Origin of the sequence: Brevundimonas sp., from assembly GCF_029946145.1 — a bacterium.
GTDB lineage: Bacteria > Pseudomonadota > Alphaproteobacteria > Caulobacterales > Caulobacteraceae > Brevundimonas.
Genome location: NZ_JAQSDY010000017.1, coordinates 211359 through 229681 on the forward strand (window position 1 = coordinate 211359; position 18323 = coordinate 229681).

General features: G+C 69.4%; 16 protein-coding genes and 1 tRNA gene. 7 read left to right on the forward strand and 10 right to left on the reverse strand.

Features of this window, described 5'->3' with window-relative positions:
- From PSV23_RS08165 to PSV23_RS08180, 4 genes are all read right to left on the reverse strand, one after another.
- Entirely contained in the window at positions 1-1509 is a 1509-nt protein-coding gene (locus tag PSV23_RS08165; protein WP_300467720.1) for a Ppx/GppA phosphatase family protein, read from the reverse strand.
- Entirely contained in the window at positions 1509-3731 is a 2223-nt protein-coding gene (locus PSV23_RS08170) for an RNA degradosome polyphosphate kinase (RefSeq protein ID WP_300467722.1), read from the reverse strand. Before PSV23_RS08170 ends, PSV23_RS08165 begins: the two co-directional genes overlap by 1 nt.
- 105 nt (positions 3732-3836) lie before the next feature.
- Positions 3837-4826, reverse strand: coding sequence for an RcnB family protein (locus PSV23_RS08175; RefSeq protein ID WP_300467725.1), 990 nt, complete (start codon positions 4824-4826; stop codon positions 3837-3839).
- Positions 4827-4990: 164 nt separating this feature from the next.
- Entirely contained in the window at positions 4991-5590 is a 600-nt protein-coding gene (locus PSV23_RS08180) for an RcnB family protein (RefSeq protein WP_300467728.1), read from the reverse strand.
- A 162-nt stretch (positions 5591-5752) separates the two neighbouring features.
- On the opposite strand from PSV23_RS08180, the gene PSV23_RS08185 reads away from it, so the two are divergent.
- The 3 genes from PSV23_RS08185 (at position 5753) to PSV23_RS08195 (ending at position 7437) form a co-directional block, all read left to right on the forward strand.
- Entirely contained in the window at positions 5753-6472 is a 720-nt protein-coding gene (locus PSV23_RS08185; RefSeq protein WP_300467730.1) for a glutathione S-transferase family protein, read from the forward strand.
- Positions 6473-6665: 193 nt separating this feature from the next.
- A complete protein-coding gene (locus PSV23_RS08190; protein WP_300467732.1) occupies positions 6666-6968 on the forward strand; it encodes a sel1 repeat family protein in 303 nt (100 codons plus the stop codon).
- Between the two features lie 73 nt (positions 6969-7041).
- Positions 7042-7437, forward strand: coding sequence for a four helix bundle protein (locus PSV23_RS08195; RefSeq protein WP_300467734.1), 396 nt, complete (start codon positions 7042-7044; stop codon positions 7435-7437).
- Positions 7438-7461: 24 nt separating this feature from the next.
- Here PSV23_RS08195 and PSV23_RS08200 read toward each other — a convergent pair whose 3' ends face one another.
- Entirely contained in the window at positions 7462-8241 is a 780-nt protein-coding gene (locus PSV23_RS08200) for a polysaccharide biosynthesis/export family protein (RefSeq protein ID WP_300467736.1), read from the reverse strand.
- A 122-nt stretch (positions 8242-8363) separates the two neighbouring features.
- Here PSV23_RS08200 and PSV23_RS08205 point away from each other — a divergent pair, with 122 nt between their 5' ends.
- Positions 8364-9809, forward strand: a complete 1446-nt coding sequence (locus PSV23_RS08205) for a chain-length determining protein (protein ID WP_300467738.1) — start codon at positions 8364-8366, stop codon at positions 9807-9809.
- A gap of 52 nt (positions 9810-9861) precedes the next feature.
- Entirely contained in the window at positions 9862-10563 is a 702-nt protein-coding gene (locus PSV23_RS08210) for a hfsB (RefSeq protein ID WP_300467740.1), read from the forward strand.
- On the opposite strand, the gene PSV23_RS08215 is transcribed toward PSV23_RS08210, so the two are convergent.
- From PSV23_RS08215 to PSV23_RS08230, 4 genes are read right to left on the reverse strand one after another with little or no spacing between them, the layout of a single operon-like run.
- Positions 10560-11495 carry a glycosyltransferase family 2 protein gene (locus PSV23_RS08215; RefSeq protein WP_300467742.1) on the reverse strand — a complete coding sequence of 312 codons (936 nt, stop codon included), beginning with the start codon at positions 11493-11495 and terminating at the stop codon, positions 10560-10562. The genes PSV23_RS08210 and PSV23_RS08215 overlap by 4 nt on opposite strands.
- On the reverse strand, positions 11495-12415 hold the full coding sequence (locus PSV23_RS08220; RefSeq protein WP_300467801.1) for a glycosyltransferase family A protein: 921 nt from the start codon (positions 12413-12415) through the stop codon (positions 11495-11497). The genes PSV23_RS08215 and PSV23_RS08220 overlap by 1 nt, the downstream gene beginning before the upstream one ends.
- A gap of 14 nt (positions 12416-12429) precedes the next feature.
- The gene (locus PSV23_RS08225; RefSeq protein ID WP_300467744.1) at positions 12430-13881 is read right to left on the reverse strand and encodes a lipopolysaccharide biosynthesis protein; all 1452 of its coding nucleotides are present in this window, start codon (positions 13879-13881) and stop codon (positions 12430-12432) included.
- Entirely contained in the window at positions 13881-15455 is a 1575-nt protein-coding gene (locus PSV23_RS08230; protein WP_300467746.1) for an exopolysaccharide biosynthesis polyprenyl glycosylphosphotransferase, read from the reverse strand. Before PSV23_RS08230 ends, PSV23_RS08225 begins: the two co-directional genes overlap by 1 nt.
- 120 nt (positions 15456-15575) lie before the next feature.
- Here PSV23_RS08230 and PSV23_RS08235 point away from each other — a divergent pair.
- Positions 15576-15667, forward strand: a tRNA-Ser gene (locus PSV23_RS08235).
- Between the two features lie 18 nt (positions 15668-15685).
- Here PSV23_RS08235 and PSV23_RS08240 read toward each other — a convergent pair.
- Positions 15686-16462, reverse strand: a complete 777-nt coding sequence (locus tag PSV23_RS08240; RefSeq protein WP_300467748.1) for an A24 family peptidase — start codon at positions 16460-16462, stop codon at positions 15686-15688.
- Between the two features lie 274 nt (positions 16463-16736).
- Here PSV23_RS08240 and PSV23_RS08245 point away from each other — a divergent pair, with 274 nt between their 5' ends.
- Positions 16737-18245: a hypothetical protein gene (locus tag PSV23_RS08245; RefSeq protein WP_300467750.1), complete on the forward strand. Its 1509-nt coding sequence runs from the start codon at positions 16737-16739 to the stop codon at positions 18243-18245.
- Positions 18246-18323: the final 78 nt, after the last annotated feature.

Sequence of the window (18323 nt, forward strand, 5' to 3'; positions counted from 1 at the left end):
TCAGCCGCCGTTGCGGATATCGAGTTTCAGCCCCAGGGCTTCGGCCAGCGCCTTGCCGCGCCGCCGCGTCTGTTCGCCCAGCAGCACGTCGGCGTAGCCGTCGGACGCCGTCAGCATCAGCATCCCGTCCTTCACCGTGGCGCGGGCGTTGGCCAGCAGCTGCGGCGCGCGCCCGGACAGGTCGCAGGCCAGCCGGATCGCCAGCCCGAGCGCGCGCGCGCCCTGCCGCTGTTCCTCGGTCAACAGGCGCGTCACCGTGTTGGGCTCGGGCGTCCCGCCGGGGCCGCCGTAGCGGGCGTTGACCGCCGTCGCCAGGTAGGCGCGCTCGGCGTGGGTCTGGCCGGGCACCGGGGCGCGCAACACCTGGTCGAAGGCCAGTTCGACGCGGTGGTCCGGATGCAGCCGGGCGCCGAGGTCGGCCAGACGGCAGGCGGCGTCGGCCAGGACGTCGTCGCGGACCTTGTCGAAGGTCACGGGCATGGCCGCGAGAAGGGGCGCGATCCAGCCCTTCAGCGCCCCGGGAAGGGTTGGGGAAATGCCCTGCCGGGCGCCCAGGGCCGACGAACCGGCCAGCAAAGGGTCAGCGGCGGCGATCTCCGGCTCCAGCGCCTCATACAGCATGCCTTCGCGCACGCCCCAGGCCGAGACGACGACACGCTTCAGCTGCAGGGTCTCGATCAAGGCTTCGAGCACCAGGGCGGCATGGGGCAGGGTGTCGGCCCGCTTCTTCGACACGCCGGGCCATTTTTCCAGCGACGGCCGCGAGGCCCTCGCGATCAGCCGGGCCGTGGCCAGCAGTTCCTCGGCGCCCATCGCATACTGATGGACGATGCGCAGAGGATAGCTCGTCAGCTCCATATGCACCTGGGCCAGCGTCCGCCAGGCGCCGCCCACGGCGTAGAGGGTGTCGGCCTTGTAGTCCGCCGCCGGCTTCAGCCGTTTGCCGATCGCGCCGCGCAGGCGGTCGGCGTCGAATCCGTTCTCGTCGGCCAGGGCGAAGGGACCCAGCGGCAGGGTCACGCCGCGCCCGACCTCGCCCCCCGAGATGCGCACCAGTTCAAGGCTTGAGCCGCCCAGATCGCCCGCCACGCCTTCCGCGTCCGGGATGCCCGCCAGAACGCCGAGGGCGGCGTAGCGGGCCTCTTCCTCGCCGGACAGGACGCGGATCTTGAGGCCGGTTTCGGCTGCGACCCTGTCGCAGAAGGCCTGACCGTCGGAGGCCTCGCGCACGGCCGCCGTGGCCGCCACGAAGACCAGGGCGGGACGCACGCCCTCGATCACGGCGGCGAACCGCTTGAGCGCCGTCAGGGCCTGGGCCGCGCCTTCGACCGACAGCTGGCCGGTGGCCGCCAGATCCCGACCGAGACCGGCCAGGACCTTCTCGTTGAACACGGTCCAGATCGCCCGGCCTTCCAGCCGGTACAGGACCAGGCGGACCGAGTTCGAGCCGATGTCGATGGCCGCGACGTCGCGCGGCTCGCCGATGGCCGACAGCAGGGCCTCGGGCATCAGCGTTTCTTCCGCGAGGGCTCGTAGCTGAGCTGGCCGGGCAGGGTCTTCACCTTGCGGCCGCGACCCGACAGGCTGGGGTTGGTCATGAAGTATTTGTGCGCCGAGAAGGGACGCTCGGGGTCGGCGGGCTGAACCCGCTGATAGGCGCCGTCAGCGGACAACACCCAGCTCTGGGCGTCGTCCTTCAGATTGGCGACCATGATCTGGTCCAGCACCTGGTCATGAACGGTGGCGTTCAGCACAGGGGTCATAAGCTCGACCCGGCGGTCGAGGTTCCGGTTCATCCAGTCTGCCGACGAGATGAAGACCTTGGCCTTGTTGTGCGGCAGGTCGCGGCCGTTGGCGAAGGCGACGATGCGGCTGTGCTCCAGGAAGCGGCCGACGATGGACTTGACCCGGATGTTCTCGCTCAGGCCCTCGACGCCGGGCCGCAGGCAGCAGATGCCCCGCACCACCAGTTCGATGCGCACGCCCCATTGGCTGGCGCGGTACAGGGCGTCGATGACCTCGGGATCGACCAGGGAGTTCATCTTGGCCCAGATGGCCGCGGGTTTCCCCTGCGCCGCCGCCGCCATCTCCTTGCCGATCAGGTCGATCAGCGTGGTCTTCATGTTCAGGGGCGAGACGACCAGCGCCTCCAGCTCGTCGGGCTGGGCGTAGCCGGTGATGTAGTTGAACACCCGCGATGCGTCGCGCCCCAGCATGGGATCGCAGCTGAACAGGCTCAGGTCGGTGTAAACCCGCGCCGTCACCGGGTGATAGTTGCCGGTGCCGAAGTGGCAGTAGGTCCGCAGGGCCTCGCCCTCGCGCCGCACGACGACGCTCAGCTTGGCGTGGGTCTTCCATTCGACGAAGCCGAAGACGACGTGGACGCCGGCGCGCTCCATGGCGCGGGCCCAGCGCAGGTTCGCTTCTTCGTCGAAGCGGGCCTTGATCTCGACCAGGGCGGTGACGTTCTTGCCGTTCTCGGCCGCCTCGATCAGGGCGGCGACAATGGGGCTGTCCTTGGATGTCCGGTACAGCGTCTGCTTGATGGCGATGACGTTGGGGTCGCGCGCGGCCTGGCGCAGGAACTGGACCACCACGTCGAAGCTCTCGAACGGGTGGTGGATCAGCATGTCCTTCTCGCGGACCGCCGCGAAGATGTCGCCGCCATTGTCGCGGACGCGCTCGGGATAGCGCGGCTCATAGCCCTTGAACTTCAGGTCGGGGTGGCCCGAGGGGATCAGGTCGGCGACCTGGGCCAGCCCCAGCATGCCGGCGACCAGAACGATGTCCTGCGGCGCGGCGTCCAGCTGGTCGGTGATGAAGGTGCGCAGGTCGTCCGGCATGGACGCCTCGATCTTGATGCGCACCACCGAGCCCAGGCGGCGTTGCTTCAGCGCCTCCTCGAACTCCATGACCAGATCCTCGGCCTCTTCCTCGATCTCGATGTCACTGTCGCGGATCAGGCGGAAGACGCCGCGTTCCAGCACGTCGCAGCCGGGGAACAGGTGGTCGATGAACAGGGTCAGCAGGCTTTCCAGGCTGACGTAGCGCCTCTTGCCCGGTTTGGAGCGGCCGTCGGTGGCCAGCGGCCAGAACCGCTTCACCTGTGTCGGCACCGGCACCAGGGCGTAGAGGGCGCGGTTGTCCGAGCGCCGCTTCAGCTTGAGCGCCAGCGAGAAGCCGAGGTTGGGCAGGAAGGGGAAGGGGTGGGCCGGGTCGATCGCCATGGGCGTCAGCACGGCGAACAGCTGGTTGAGGAATTCGGGCTCGAGCCGGTCCCGCTCGGTCCTGGTGATCTTGTCGGCGTCGACCACCTCGATGCCGGCGATGGTCAGTTCCTTGCGCAGCTTGCGCCAGCGCCGCTGCTGCTCGGCCATCAGGGCGCCGGCGGCGACATTGACCTTGTCCAGCTGTTCGGCGGGCGTCAGGCCGTCGGACGACAGGACCCGCACACGCTCACGGACCTGGCCCTTCAGGCCGGCGACGCGGGTCATGAAGAACTCGTCCAGGTTATTGGCCGAGATCGACAGGAAGCGCAGGCGTTCCAGCAGCGGGTGGGCGGGATTGGCGGCCTCTTCCAGCACCCGGCCGTTGAAGGCCAGCCACGAGATCTCGCGGTTGAAGAACCGCGTCGGCGACTGCATCAGCTCTTCGGACAGGTGCAGCTGGGGGGCGCGGGAAGAGGGGACTTCCTCGCCGCGTGTCTTGTCGCTGATCGCCGCGTCGGTCATGCGCCGGTTCTGGCCCGTCGCGCGCGCCGCCGCAACCTTCCATCCGGATGCGAAAACGCCGCCCGATCTCGCGATCGGACGGCGCTTGTTCCGTGGGCTGACGAACTACCAGCGCCAGGCGTCGTAGATGACGTCGATGATGTAGCCGTCGTAGGCGTCGATCAGATAGATGTGGTTGTCCACCAGCACCCAGCGCGTCCCCTCGGGCGGATAGCCCAGGCCGTAGGTGCGCCAGTCGTTCAGCTGGTAGCGCCAGAAGATCGAAGGCAGGTACTGGCCTTCGTGATAGCGCTGGCCCCAGTAGTTCCGCGGCACCTGGTAGTAGCCATGGCCAGGCGCGAAATAGAAGCCGATCCGCAGGCCGTTATAGCCCCGGAAACGCCGGTCGTTGCGCCACCAGTCGGACCGGTGGCTGCGGTTCCAGTCGCGCCGCCATGAACCGCTGTCGAAGCGCTGGCGGAACTCGCGGTATTCGCGCCGGTCCTGACGGTTCTCGCGGCGGTCCTCACGTCGATCCTGGCGATTCTCCTGCCGGTCTTCGCGTCGGTCCTGACGGTTCTCGCGACGTTCCTCGCGGTTCCGGGGCGGGGTGTCGGGACGGTCGGCGCGGCGTTCCTGCCGGTCTTCACGGCGGTCTTGCCGATCCTCCTGCCGGTTCTGCTGCCGGGCCTCGCGGGCGCGGGCGTCGAGGATGTCCTGGTGGTTGCGGAACAGGGGCTGGTTCGGATCGCGAGGCGGCTGCGCGCGGTTCTCCTGCCGGTCTTCCCGACGCTCCTGCCGGTTCTCCTGCCGCTGCTCGCGGTTCTCGGACGGCTGGGGGCGAGCCTCCTGCCGCTCTTCGCGGCGTTCCTGCCGGTTCTCCTGGCGTTGTTCGCGGTTTTCCTGCCGCTGTTCGCGGTTCTGGCGCGGCGCTTCCGCCTGCGCTTGCGCCCGGGCTTCCGCGCGGGCCGCGGCGCGTTCCTCGCCGCCGTTCTGGCGGGCGGCGCCCCGGCGGCCGCCGGCCTGTTCGCCGTCCTGGGCCAGAGCCGCCAGCGGCGCGACCGCGGGCAAGGCGAAGGCCGCCACGGCTGCGGCCATCATGAGTGAGCGTTTCATTCTCGTATTCTTCCCCGCACGTCCCTGTCAGACGGCTTGATCCAAAGGTCGCGCCTGGTCGATGAACCGTGACTGAACGAACGCCGTCTCAAGGTTAACTTTCGGACAGAAAAGCGCCCCGCCGGACGAACCTGCGGGGCGCTTCCCAGGTGATGGTCGAGGTTCTAGTACGCGCCGGACAGGACGCTGGCGATCAGACCCGTGGCGATGGCGATCATGACGATGTCATTGCCGGCGTGGACGTAGCGATAGCCGCGCGGCGCGGGGCGCAGACCGTAGGTGTAGGGATCGCGAACGTAGTAGCTGCGGTAGGCCGACGGCAGATAACCGCCCCGCGACCAGCGCTGATTATAGTAGCGCGGCTCTACCCGATAATAGCCGTAGCTTGGGGCATACCAGTAGCCGCTGCGGGCGCCGCGATAGTCGCGGAAGTCGGCCCGGCCACGCCACCAGTCGCGATTGTCGCGGTCCCAGCGCTGGTCCCGGCGGAAATCCTGACGGTCGTCGCGGCGCTCCTCGCGAAAGTCGCGTCGATCGTCCCGCCGGTCCTGGCGGAATTCGCGGCGGTTGTCGTACTCGCCGTTGCGCCAGTCGCGGCGGTCGTCGCGGCGTTCCCGGCGGAAGTCCTGACGGTCGTCCCGCCGATCCTCGCGATATTCGCGGCGGTTCTCTCTGCGGTCGCCGCGGCTCTGGGCCTCAGCGACCAGCGGGGCGGCGGTGGCCAGCACCAACCCCAGCACGGCGGCCTTGGTGAAGCGGTTCATGATCAGTCTCCAGGGTGGGCAGGAAAGGTGATTTCCCGCCGTTAATCATGACTCACGCTCTGCCCGCGGCGATGAACTCATCCTGAACGCGGTTGTCAGGTTCGCCGTTGTGCGGGGCGGCCAGGGCGCCCACCTGAGGCGCTGCCGTTTCAGGAACCCCTCATGCCTCGTCCGATCGAACTCTGGTACTGGCCCACGCCCAACGGCTGGAAGATCTCCATCGCGCTGGAGGAGATGGGCCTGGCCTATGAGATGAAGCCGGTGAACATCGGCGCGGGCGAGCAGTTTTCCCCGGCCTTCCAGGCCATCAGTCCGAACGGCCGCATGCCAGCCATCGTCGATCCGGACGGACCCGACGGCCGGCCACTGTCGATCTTCGAGTCGGGGGCCATCCTGCAGTACCTGGGGGTGAAGTCAGGGAAATTCTATCCGCAGGATCCGCGCGGCAAGGCCGAGGTCGACCAGTGGCTGTTCTGGCAGGTCGGCGGACTGGGGCCGATGGCCGGTCAGACGCACCATTTCCGCCAGTACGCCCCCGCCCTGATCAAGGATCAGCGCCAGATCGCCTATGGCGTGCGCCGCTACACCGACGAAACGCACCGGCTTTACGGCGTTCTGGACCGAAGACTGGCCGACCGTGACTTTTTGGCCGGCGACTATTCCATCGCCGACATGGCCAGCTGGCCGTGGATCCTGCCGGACCATCAGGGGCAGAGTCTGGACGAGTTTCCCCACCTCGCCGCCTGGATGAAGCGCGTCGGCGAACGCCCCGGGGTGATCGCCGGCCGGGCGCTGGGCGAGGCCCTGCGAGGAAATCTGGCGGCCTCGGGCAGGTCGGCCGAGGCGGCGCGCAAGGTCCTGTTCGGTCAACGGGCCCGGTGACTCTTCGTTAGCCGGTATGACCGGGAGATTTACGAGAGATTTCAGAGATCTGAATCGTTTCGTGAGTATTCATTCCTGCTTTACTGAAAAGTTTGGCGGGCCGTTTCGCTGTTAACTTTAACTTCAAACCGCGGGTATTTGATCGCTGTCAGAGGGCAGGGCCAGAACGGCCCCAAACCCGGGAGATACGGTGATGAACGCGCAAGAAATGGCGCCGGAAGTCGATCAGGAGCAGGGGCTTCCCCTGCCGACCGCCGACATGAACGGCGATGATCTGTTCCGGCTGGGCATGATGTATTCGAGCGGCCAGGGCGGTTGCCCGATGGATCGCGTCTCGGCCCATATGATCTTCAACCTCGCCGCCATGAAGGGCAGCATCGAAGCGCGCGTCTATCGCCGCGAGATGAGCCAGGAGATGGAGCAGGACGAGATCGCCGAGGCCCAGAAAGCCGCCCGCCGCTGGATCGACGCGGGCGTGGTTAGTCTGGCTGCGTGATTGCCGGGAAGTGGCTAGTGGCTAGTGGCTAGTGACTAAAGGTTGTATCGGTTGTCGTCCGTTGGAGGGGCGAATGACCGAGGGAACCGTCACCAGCTATCGGGACCTCAAGGTCTGGCGGCGCGCCCTGGATTGGGCCGAAGCGATCTACGAAACCACGGCGCATTGGCCCCGCGACGAACGCTTCGGACTTATCAGCCAGATCAGGCGTTCGGCCATTTCAGTCGCGTCAAACATCGCCGAAGGCGCGGCGCGGCGGAGCACCGGAGAGTTCATCCAGTTTGTCGGCATCGCCCAAGGGTCGCTTGCCGAGGCTGAAACCCAGTTATTTCTCGCACAACGACTTGGCTATGTTCCGGCCAGCGACGCGAACGCGCTTCTCGCAACGGCAGATGAAATCAGCCGAATGCTTGCGGCCCTTTCAGGATCCCTTGCAAGGCGCAAACAGGGCGGACAACCTGGCCACTAGCCACTAGCCACTAGCCACTAGCCACTAAAAGCTCTGATACTGCCCGCCGATGGCGTAGCTGAACCCGACGGGCAGGGCGTTGCGGAACAGGCTGACGAAATTGGCCACCTCGCCCAGCGTCGAGCGCGGCACGAAGATGATGTCGCCGCGCCGCAGGGCCACCACCTCGCCTCGCCGGGGCCGCAGATCCACCGCCCGCATCATCCGCACCCCGCCGGGCCCCCGCCGGATCAGCGCCACCTCGTTCTGGCGCGCCGTCGGCAGGAAGCCGCCAGCCTGGATGACAGCCTGATACGCATCGATGTCGCCCGCCATGTCGTAGACGCCGGGGGTCCGCACCTCGCCATCGACCCAGACCTTCAGGGGGCCCGCCGTCTTCAGCGTCACCTCCACCACCGGCCGGCGCAACTGGCTGGCGTAAGCGGCTGATGCATCGGCCTCGACCTCGGCGATCGTGCGGTCAGCGGCCATGATCTGGCCGACCAGCGGCAGCGAGATCCGCCCGTCCGGCCCGATCTTCTGCGTCCGCGTCAGCTCGACCGCGGTCGGGGTGGCGATTTCGATCTCGTCGCCCGGATAGAGCACGTATTCCGGCTCGGCCTCGGTCCAGTCGGCGAAGCCGATCTCCGGGAAGGAGGTCCGGCCCACATTCCTGACCCGATCGCCGCGCGAATCCTGCGGCAGGGGCATGCGGGAGCCGTAGTCGCCGCCGCCGGTCAGCCCGTTCGCCACGCCGCCGCAGCCGCCGACCATCGCGCCGACCCCGGCAAGGCCCAGCAGCATCAGACGGCGGTCGATGGACATGGTGGATTCGTTCCTGAAAGCGACGTTGAGGGCAGGGTCGTCGGTTATGGGTAACCATGGGTTAACGCCGCTGGCCCAAGGCTTGTCGGGTCAGTCCTGTTCCATGGAATCAGTCCGCCCGCATGCGTACGACGGCCTACACCACAGTCCGCCCGCGCTACGGCTTCCTTGACGTCGTCGGCCTGCTGTTCCGCGAACTGCTGCTGATGGTCGTGATCTTCCTGGCCGTGTTCGCCATCGGCGCGGCGGCGATCCTGACGCTCAAGAAATCCTACACCGCGAACGCCAGCGTCTATGCCGGCGCCGGGTCGGAATATGTCTATCAGCCGCGCGTGGGCGCCTCGGAGCGCAGCCAGCCGCTGGAGGCCGACGCGATCGCGGGTTCGGAAGCCCAGATCCTCGGCAGCCTGGAGGTCAAGCGCCGCGCGGTCCGGGCCGTCGGCGCCGACACCGTTCTGGGGCCCGACGCTTCGGGCACGGCGGCCGAGAAGGAAGCGGCGGCGCTGAAGGTTCTGGACGCCAGCCTGGGCGTCGGCACCACGGCCGGCAGCGCCATCATCTCCGTTTCCTACAAGGCCGACGATCCGGTGCGCGCGGCCCAGGTGCTGAACGCCGTGGTCGACCAGTATCTGGTCCAGCGTCGCGTGGTGTTCCGCGACCGGACCACGCCCGCCCTCGCCCAGCAGCGCGAGGCGTTCGAGAACGACCTGGCCGAGGCGGACGCCGCCTACAACGCCTTCATGACCTCCAATGACATCGGCGACTTCGCCACCGCCAAGGCGACGCTGGCCGCGACCTATCAGACCACCTACGCCGAGGCGCTGTCGCTGCGGGCCCAGCTGAACCAGGCCAGCCAGCGGCTGTCGACGCTGGAGGCCCAGCTGGCGCAGCAGCCCGCCGAGGTGGTGCTGCAGCAGGATCTGAACATTTCGGCCCAGGACCAGATCCTGCAGCTGCGGACACAGCGCGAAGCCCTGCTGTCGCGCTATACGCCCGACGCCCAACCGGTGAAGGACATCGAGCAGCAGATCGCCGACCTTCAGGCCTATGTCGCCACCGGCACCACCGTGGGGGCCAAGGAGGTCCGCACGGGCCCCAGCGTCATCTTCACCGAGATCGAGACCGCGCGGATCACCGCCGCCGCCGACCGCGACGGACTGGCTGCCCGGCTGGCCGTGGCCAACAATCAGCTGGCGCAAATCCGCTCTCGCCAGGCGGAACTGACCCGGCTGGAATCGACCAACGCCAACCTGGCCGGCAACCGTGAAGTCCTGACCGCCAACATCCGAGACTTCCAGCAACGCGAGAGCGCCGCCCGCGCCGACAGCGCCCTGGTCGCCGCCGGGGCCGACAATGTCACCGTCATCGAACGCGCCCAGGCCCCAACCAGGGGCACCAGCCTGAAGGCTCCGATGCTGGCCCTGGTCTTCCTGTTCGCCGCCTTCACGGCCCTGTGCGTCGGCCTGCTGCGTATCTTCACCCGCAAGGGCTATGTCACCCCCGCCTCGACCGGCCGGACACTGGAGATGCCCGTGCTGGCCGTCGCGCCGATGAAGGCCGCCCGGTGATCTCACAAGGCATGGTAGCGTAGGGGCCTGTAGCCGGGCGCGTAGCGATTCGATGGTCGATCTGACAACCGAAATGGCGGCTCTCTGGGCCGCGCTGGGGCCGGCGCCCGGCCACCGCGGCCGCGTGGTGCAGATCGCCGCCGCCAACTCGGGCGAGGGGGTCTCGACCGTGGCCCGCGAATACGCCCGCCTGGCCGCCGTCCGCGCGCGCCGTCCCGTCTGGCTGATCGACGCCGACCTGTCCCAGCAGGGTCAGATGGAGGCCGTGGCCGCGGAACCCGACCGGTTCGGCGTGCTGGGCAAGGCCGCGATCGCCACGCCCGACGGATCGATCTTCTTCGCTGTCACGCCGCGTCTGATGGATCGCGCCGGCAAGCCCGTGCATCCGGCGCGCCTGCTGACGGCGCGCCCCTGCCTGGGCGGGCGGCTGTGGGTCACCCGGTTCGCGGCCGAGCATCTCCGGTCGGGCCAGCGCGCCGAGGCTGTCGGCGACGCCCGCTACTGGGACGCCCTGCGAAAGCACGCCGACACGGTGGTGATCGACGCCCCGGCGGCAGACCGCAGCGACATGGCCATCACCCTGGCCCCGTTCGTCGATGCGACGGTGCTGGTCGTCGCCGCCGAAAGCACGGCGGCCAACGAGCCGCTGATGCTGCGCGACGAGATCGAGGCGGTGGGGGGCAAGATCGCGGGGGTCGTGGTCAACCGCTCGACGTACAAGCCGCCGGCCTTCCTGAGGCGTCTGACGGGCTAGGCGGCGTCGAGCCGGGCCAGCTCGCGCGCGCCGTAGAAATGCGGCTCGAAACCACGGGTCCACAACACCTTGCCCAGACCGCGCGCGGCGCGATCGTACATCTCGACGCGTCCGGGCCGGGCCGCGACGGTCAGGACCGCGGCCGCAGCGCCCCATACGACCGTCTGGCCCGCGCCGATCAGCATCCAGCGGGCGACCCCCGGCCAGTTCCGCGCCGCCGCCGCCGTCTGGCTGGGTCCCTGACCATAGGCGAAGGCCCGGGCGAGGGCGTATTTCAGCGTGGCCCGGTGCGCCGGGGCGAACTCCTCGACCCGGGCGTCGGCGGCCCAGCCGAACCGGCCGCCCCGCGCCGCCAGCGCCGCGAAAAGGGCGTCGTCCTCGCCACCGGCCTGATCGGCGGCCACATTGAACGGCGCGGACCCGGGCAGGGCGGTGGCCCGCAGCATCAGCGAATTGCCGCAGCCATAGGGTTCGGCGATCAGCCCCGTCCGTTCCGGGCCCTCACGGCCGAAGAAGCGCTCCAGCCAGGACCGCAGCCAGGGTTCGGCGTCCGGCGCCCGGCCGGTGATCGGACCGAACACGGCGTCAGCTCCCGTCTCGGCCTGGGCCTTGAGCAAGGCCGACAGCCATCCGGGCGCGGCGGCCTCGTCATCGTCGAGGAAGGCGATCAGGGGGGCGTCCGTCGCGGACAGGCCCGCGTTGCGCGCCGTGGCGACGCCGGGGGTCGGCGCATGGCGATAGATCAGGGCCCAGGGCGAGAAGGCGCGCAGCGCCTCGGTCAGCGCCGCCGCCGAGCCGAGCGGATCGTTGTCGACGACCACGATTTCAGCGACCCGGTCCGCCACGCCGGTCTGCCGGAACAGCGACCGCAGGGCGCGCTCCAGACTATCGGGCCGACGCAGGGTCGGGACGATGACGGCCACGTCGCCCATCACACCGCCTCCGCATAGAGGGCCGCGCGGTACAGGCGCAGCGAGAAGGCCCGCGTCGCGACCGGCAGCCAGTCCGCCTCGGCCCCGCGGCGCATCACACGGCGCAGCAGCGGCAGGCCCGGCAGACGCTTCAACAGCCTCGCCGCCCTGTAGCTGGGATAGGCGGCGACGATCTTGGGGTGGCGCTGGACCATGCGGCCGAAATTGGGAGCCGACTGTTCGTACTTGCCGGCCAGCGCGGCCACGGTGTCGAGCCCCATGTGGGTGGCCGGGTTGTCGATATGCACGACCTCGAACCGGCGCGACACGCGCATGGCCCATTCGACATCCTCCCAGCCCCAGCCGGTGAAGCCGGGATCGAAGGCCTCGGCCTCGAACACGTCGCGGCGGACCAGAAGATTGGAGGTGTAGACGTATTTCTCGGGCTGTTTCGCCCGCTCTGCGCAGGGCACGCATTCCGACCTGGCCGCCATGGCGCGGTGCACGGCGAACCGGGCGTCGGTCGGGGCCTGCAGCAGGGAGAAGCCGCCGAAGGCCACGGCGGGATCGCCGTCGGCGACCAGCGCGGCCCAGTCGCGCAGGAAGCCGGGGTGATCAGGCCGCATGTCGCTGTCGAGGAACAGCAGGGAGCCGCCCCGCGCGGACGCCGCCAGACGGTTGCGGCCGATCGCCCGGCCTTCGTTGGCCGGCAGGGTGATCAGGCGCACGGGCAGGGCCATGGCGTCGATCCGCGTCTTCAGCCGCCCCGTCAGGGCCGCATCGGCGGTGCCGTCGTCCAGCACGATGATCTCGACCGTCCCGCCCAGCGCCGCGGCTTCCGTTTCGAGCGCCGCCAGCAGGTCCGCCGGATCGTCGCGCAGGAAGGGGATGAGGACGGACACGCTCGGCCGCGCCGCGGTCCACGCGCCGTTGTCGTGCATGTGGGCCCGCGCGCTCACGCCGTCGCCCTCCGGGCGCGGATCTGCGTCAGCAGGCGCGTGGCGACGTCGCGGACGCCCGCCGCGTTCAGCGTCAGGGCGGCCGCCGCATAGACCAGGCCGCCGACCGAGGCGTCCAGCATCAGTTCGGGGAAGCCGCCGAGGGCGGGCAGACGGGCGACGACCACGGCCATGATCCCGGTGGCGATCCCGCAGCGGACCAGGCTCTCCCACGGGATCGGCAGGGCCACGACCCGGCGGCCGATCAGCATCGTCGCCAGCAGCCCCAGCGCGAAACTGATCGCCGTCGCCCAGGCCGCGCCCATGAGGCCGAAGCGCGGCACGAGGATCAGGTTCAGGATCACATTGGCGACCGCCGGAATCGCCATGGCGATCAGCAGACGCTTCGTCTTCTTGCCCAGGGTGAAGGCCTGGCCGAAATAATAGGCCGTCAGCCCGAACAGCAGGGCCGACAGGGCGATCCACGGCGTCACTCCCGCCGCCGCCGTGCGCAGGTCCTCGCCGATCAGCAGCTCCGCCAGCGGACGCGCCACCAGGGCCACACCCGCCGCCGCCGGCAGGCCGATCAGCAGGAAGGTCGACAGCTGTTCCCGCGCGGCCTCCTTCAACCGCTCCAGCCCGCCGCGCTCCAGCGCCATGACCAGCGCCGGCTGCCCCGCGGAACCCAGCCACAGGAACAGCACGTCCAGCGTCCGGTTCGCGATCGAATAGCTGGCGTGATAGGCGCCCACCGCGGCCTCGTCCATGAACAGGGCCAGCAGGAAGCGGTCGGTCGAGGACAGCACCACCGTCAGGGCCAGCGAGGCCGCGATCGGATAGCCGTACACGGCGTAGTCCCGCACCCGCGCCGGCTCGAACGCCCCGCCGCGCGCCTGTCGCAGTTCACCGGGCAGGACGAAGGGCAGGGCGGCAAGAGGCGCGAGGCCGATGCCCAGCAGGGGCGCCGCTCCGCCCGCCCCGATCAGGGCGAAGCCCACGCCGATGGCGAGGCCGCCGACCGCCACCGCCATGTCCAGCCACGCCGCCTTGCCCACCTCGCCGGCGGCGCGGAAACGCTCCTGCCCCAGCTTGACCAGACACCGCGCCGGCGCGCCCGCCAGACCCGCCGCCAGCGCCAGCTTGAACAGGGGATCGACCGGGAACAGCCAGACCGCCACGCCCGCCACGACGAGGAAGGCCGCGCTGAGGGCGAAGGCCGCGCGGTACAGGCTGGCGAAATGGCCCCAGGTCTCGGCCCCGGGCGACTGGGCCGCCCAGAACCGCGCCATGGCGGCCTCAAGCCAGCTGAACACGGCCACATGGGCCAAGGTCATGACCGAGAAGGCGAGGGCGTAGCGGCCGAAATCCTCGGGGCTGAGCAGGCGGGTGAACAGGATGATCGACAGAAAGCCGACCACCCCCTGCACGATGTTGGCGGGCAGATAGCCCCAGACGCCGCGCCAGAACATCAGCGAACCGCCGCGCGGTCGCCCAGCAGCACCGGCACGGTCACGGCCATGATCCACAGGTCCAGCCAGAACGACTGGCGCTCGACATAGTCGATGTCCAGCTGCACCCGGCGGCGCACGTCCTGAGCGCTGTGCAGCGGCCCGCGCGAACCGTGGATGGCGGCCCAGCCCGTCATGCCGGGCTTGATGCGGTGGCGATGGGCGTATTCGGCCACCAGCCGCGCGGATTCGACATGGCCCGTCTTCATGCCGATGGCGTGCGGACGCGGACCGACCAGCGACATCTCGCCGGTGAGGACGTTCAGCAGTTGCGGCAGTTCGTCGAGGCTGGTCTTGCGGATGAACCGGCCCACGGCCGTGATGCGGTCGTCGTCATGGGTGACCTGACGGCTGGCCGTCGCATCGGCGGCCTCCTGCCTCATCGAGCGGAATTTCCACACCACGATTTCCTCGTGGTTGAAGCCGTGCCGCCGTTGACGGAAGAAGATCGGACCCGGGCTGTCCAGACGGACCGCCAGGGCGACCGCGGCCATGACCGGGGACAGCAGCACCAGGGCGGTCAGGCCGAAAATCATGTCCTGAAGCCGCTTGTTGAAGGCGCGGCGGTCGTCGTCGAGCGGACCCTGGACATCCGCCAGCGGGGCGGCGGCCAGCCGGTTCAGGGTCGTACGCGTCTCGGCCTCGCCCTTCGGTTCGACCACCAGCGTCACTTCATTGGGCAGCGTCCTCAGCCGGGCGGTCAGGTCGCGCACGCGCGCCTCGGCCCTGGGGTCGATGGCCAGCACGATCCGGTCGACATAGGGCGTCATCCGGTGGGTCAGCAGATCCTCCGCCGTGCCCAGCACGGGCACGCCCTCGATGGCCCGTGGGCTGCGCGCCAGCCGGTCGTCGAAGATTCCCAGCACATTCAGGTCGCGCCGCTTCAGCGCTTCGCGGATCAGGGCCTCGGCGTGGCGGGTCGCCCCGACCAGGACGATGTTGGGCGTCAGGGCTCCGGACGCCCGCCATCGCGCGACGATGTCGCTCCACCCCATGTGCAGGGCGTTCAGCGTGACCAGCACCAGACCCGTCCAGACCAGCCAGGCCGCCCACTGGGCGTCGGCGCCCTGCATCGCCCAGCCGGACGCCATGGCGACCAGGGATCCGGCCGCGACGATCGCGGCCACCGACGCCAGATGGATCGCCGTCTGCTGGCCTCGCGCGAATCGATAGCGCCCCAGGGACCGCAACAGGCCGAGAATGGTCAGGGCGCCGAGCGCGAATGGCAGGACCTGCGACAGCTGGGCGTGAATCAGGGGGCCCGGCGCCGCCGCCCAGGCGCTCAGCAGGGTGACGGCGGCCACGGCCAGCACGTCCAGCGACCGGAAATAATGGGCCGCCAGCCGCGAGGCGTGCCGCTGACGGGCGTTACGCCAGACGTCGGGTCGGAACGGGCCCCGGCGCGCGGCGCCCTCGGCTTCCGGCCCGCCTTCAACGGCCGAGGCGGCCAGCGCCTGAAGGCCGGACGCGTCCAGGCTTTCCGACCCGGACAGGTCGACGTCGAACATTGGGCGGCGGGTTGCGGCGTCGGTCATGGGGCTCGCGCGGGGGTTCCGGCCCACCTTGCACGCCCGCTCTCACTGTCCCGTTAACGCACGACGGCTCGCGCAACCCGTTGCGTCCGCCCGCGCGCTCGGCTAATCACGCCGCCTGCCGGAGACGTGGCCGAGTGGCTGAAGGCAACGGTTTGCTAAATCGTCGTACCCTGTAAGGGGTACCCAGGGTTCGAATCCCTGCGTCTCCGCCAGACCTTCCCCGGGCCGCCTCAGAGCCCGATCGGCCCCAGAAGCCAGGTCATCCAAGCCCCTATCGCCAGAAACAGGCCGAAGGGCAGGCGGTCGGACCCGGACACACCACGACCCGTCAGGCGTTTCGCCAGGACCAGGCTCAGACCGGCGGTCGCGGCCCAGATCAGGACGGTGGGCAGGCCCGGCCATCCTGTCCATGCCCCGATCGCGGCGAACAGGAAGGGGTCTCCGCCCCCCAGACCCTCGCGCCCCCGCAGCCGGCGATAGACCCAGGCGAGAGACCACAGCGCCGCGAAGCCGACGGCGGCGCCGATGACGCTGTCGCGCACCGTCGGGACGTCCAGCAGCGCCGCGGCCGTCAGGCCCGTGGCCAGCAGCGGCAGCGTCAGCCGATCGGGCAGCCAGAAATGCTCTGCGTCGATGATCGCGATCAGCAGCAGCTGCCACCCCAGCAACGCCGTCAGCGCCGCGGCGACCGGCGTCGGCTGGGACAGGGCCGCCCAGGCGCCGATGGCCGCGCAGCCGAGCTCCATCAGCGGATAGCGAACCGGTATCGGCGCCTCGCATCGCCGGCAGCGACCGCGGGCGATGACGTAGCTGACGACCGGAACCAGATCCCGCGCCCCCAAGGTCCGCCCGCAGCCGCCGCAACGCGACCGGCCCGCGACAACGCCTTCGCCCGCCGGCAGGCGCAGGCTGACCAGCCCCAGGAAGCTGCCCGCGATCAGCCCCAGGCCCGCGAAGGCGAGAACAAGGGCGGGGGACGGGCCGGCGTCGAACAAGCGGTTCACCATCGAGGTTTCACTCGCGGTACGGGGCCTGAAATCGCAAGGCAAGCCGTTCGCATCGACCCACTGTGACAGTTCCACCGTGTCGTGACAGCTTTTCACGGAACCGCGCAGACAACTTCACACAAGCGAGCCGGAACCGTCACGGTACAGCGTCGGCGCCGTCATATCTGACCCCTAACCACAGCGGTGGGCAGGGGGCGGTGCAGTCATCGCGTCGGGGAGAGCATCCCGGACGACCCCTGTCGTGAAATTCTTTTGCACAGACACGGTGAAAACGATGACCGGCTTTCGACTGAAGACCCTGCTCGCGGTTTCCGCCAGCGCCCTGATCCTGGCCGCGTGCGGCTCGGCCGAAGTCGCATCGCCCGGTGAAGGTGATTTCGGCGACGGCGGCGGCGGCGGCGGCGGCGTGACGCCCCCGCCGGCTCCGGGCACTCCCGCGGCTGATTGCCCGGCCGGCTTCGCCAACGTCGGCCTGATCGCCGGCAACACCCTGCGCGTCTGCCAGCTGCCGCAACAGATCAACGGCGCCCTGACGGTGCCGCTGCGCGCCGGCACCATCTACTCGATCACCGGCCGGACCGCGGTCGGCACCGACCGCGGCGTCGATCCGGCGGCCCCGATCGCCGGCAGCGAGCAGGGCATCCTGACCATCGAGGCGGGCGTCCGCATCTTCGCCTCGGGCGGTTCCGACTATCTGCTGGTCAACCGCGGTTCGCAGCTGTTCGCAGAAGGCACGGCGACGACCCCGATCGTCTTCACCAGCCGCCAGAACGTCGAAGGCACGACCACCGAGAGTTCGCAAGGGCAGTGGGGCGGCATCGTCCTGGCCGGCCGCGCGCCGACCGCCAACTGCCAGCTGACCGCCCCGGTGACCTGCACCGGCACCGTCGAGGGCACCAGCGCCTTCTTCGGCGGCAACACCGCATCAGACAACTCGGGCCGCCTGCGCTACGTCCAGATCAAGTTCTCGGGCTTCGAAATCTCGACCGGCAACGAGCTGCAGGGCCTGACCATGGCCGGCGTCGGCTCGGGCACGACCGTGGATCACATCCAGGTTTACAACAGCTCGGATGACGGCATCGAAATCTTCGGCGGCGCCGTCAACCTGCGCCACATCGTCATCAACGGCGCCGACGACGATGGCATGGACACCGACACCGGCTGGCGCGGCGGCGCCCAGTTCGGCATCGTGACGCAACGGGCCCCCGGTTCGACCAGCCGCAGCGCCGGCTTCGAGTTCTCGTCGGCCCCGACCTCCGTGCCGCTGGCCACCCGCTATGTGTCACAGCCCAAGATGGCCAACTGGACCCTCGTCGGCCGCAACTCGCCGACCGACGCCCACACCGTCGCTCACTTCGACACGGGCGCCGACGCCACGATCATCAACTCGGTGTTCACCAGCGTCGCAGGCTCACTGGCCGGCTGCATGGCCATCAATGACGCGGACACGGCCACCAGCGGCGTGGCCTTCAACTCGGTCTTCATGTCCTGCGGCATCTCGTACCGTCCGGCCAACGCCGTCCTGTCGGCGGCGGCCTTCACCGCCGGCACGAACAACACGGCGGCCGGGACCTCGACCCTGACCGCTCCGGCGGGCACGAGCCTGAGCAACCAGGTCCTGACGTTCGTCAACGGCGCCAACGAAAACGCCGTGACCCCGGCAAACGCTCCGGCGGTCCATTCCTTCTTCCAGGCCACGACCTACATCGGCGCCGTCCAGAACGCCGCCGACACCTGGTACCAGGGCTGGACCTGCGGCCTGACCGCCGGCGCGACCTGCTGATGACGGATGCGCGGAGGCGGCCCGACCGGGCCGCCTCCGGCTTTCGCGTATTCCGTTGAACCCCTTCAAGGCGCAGAT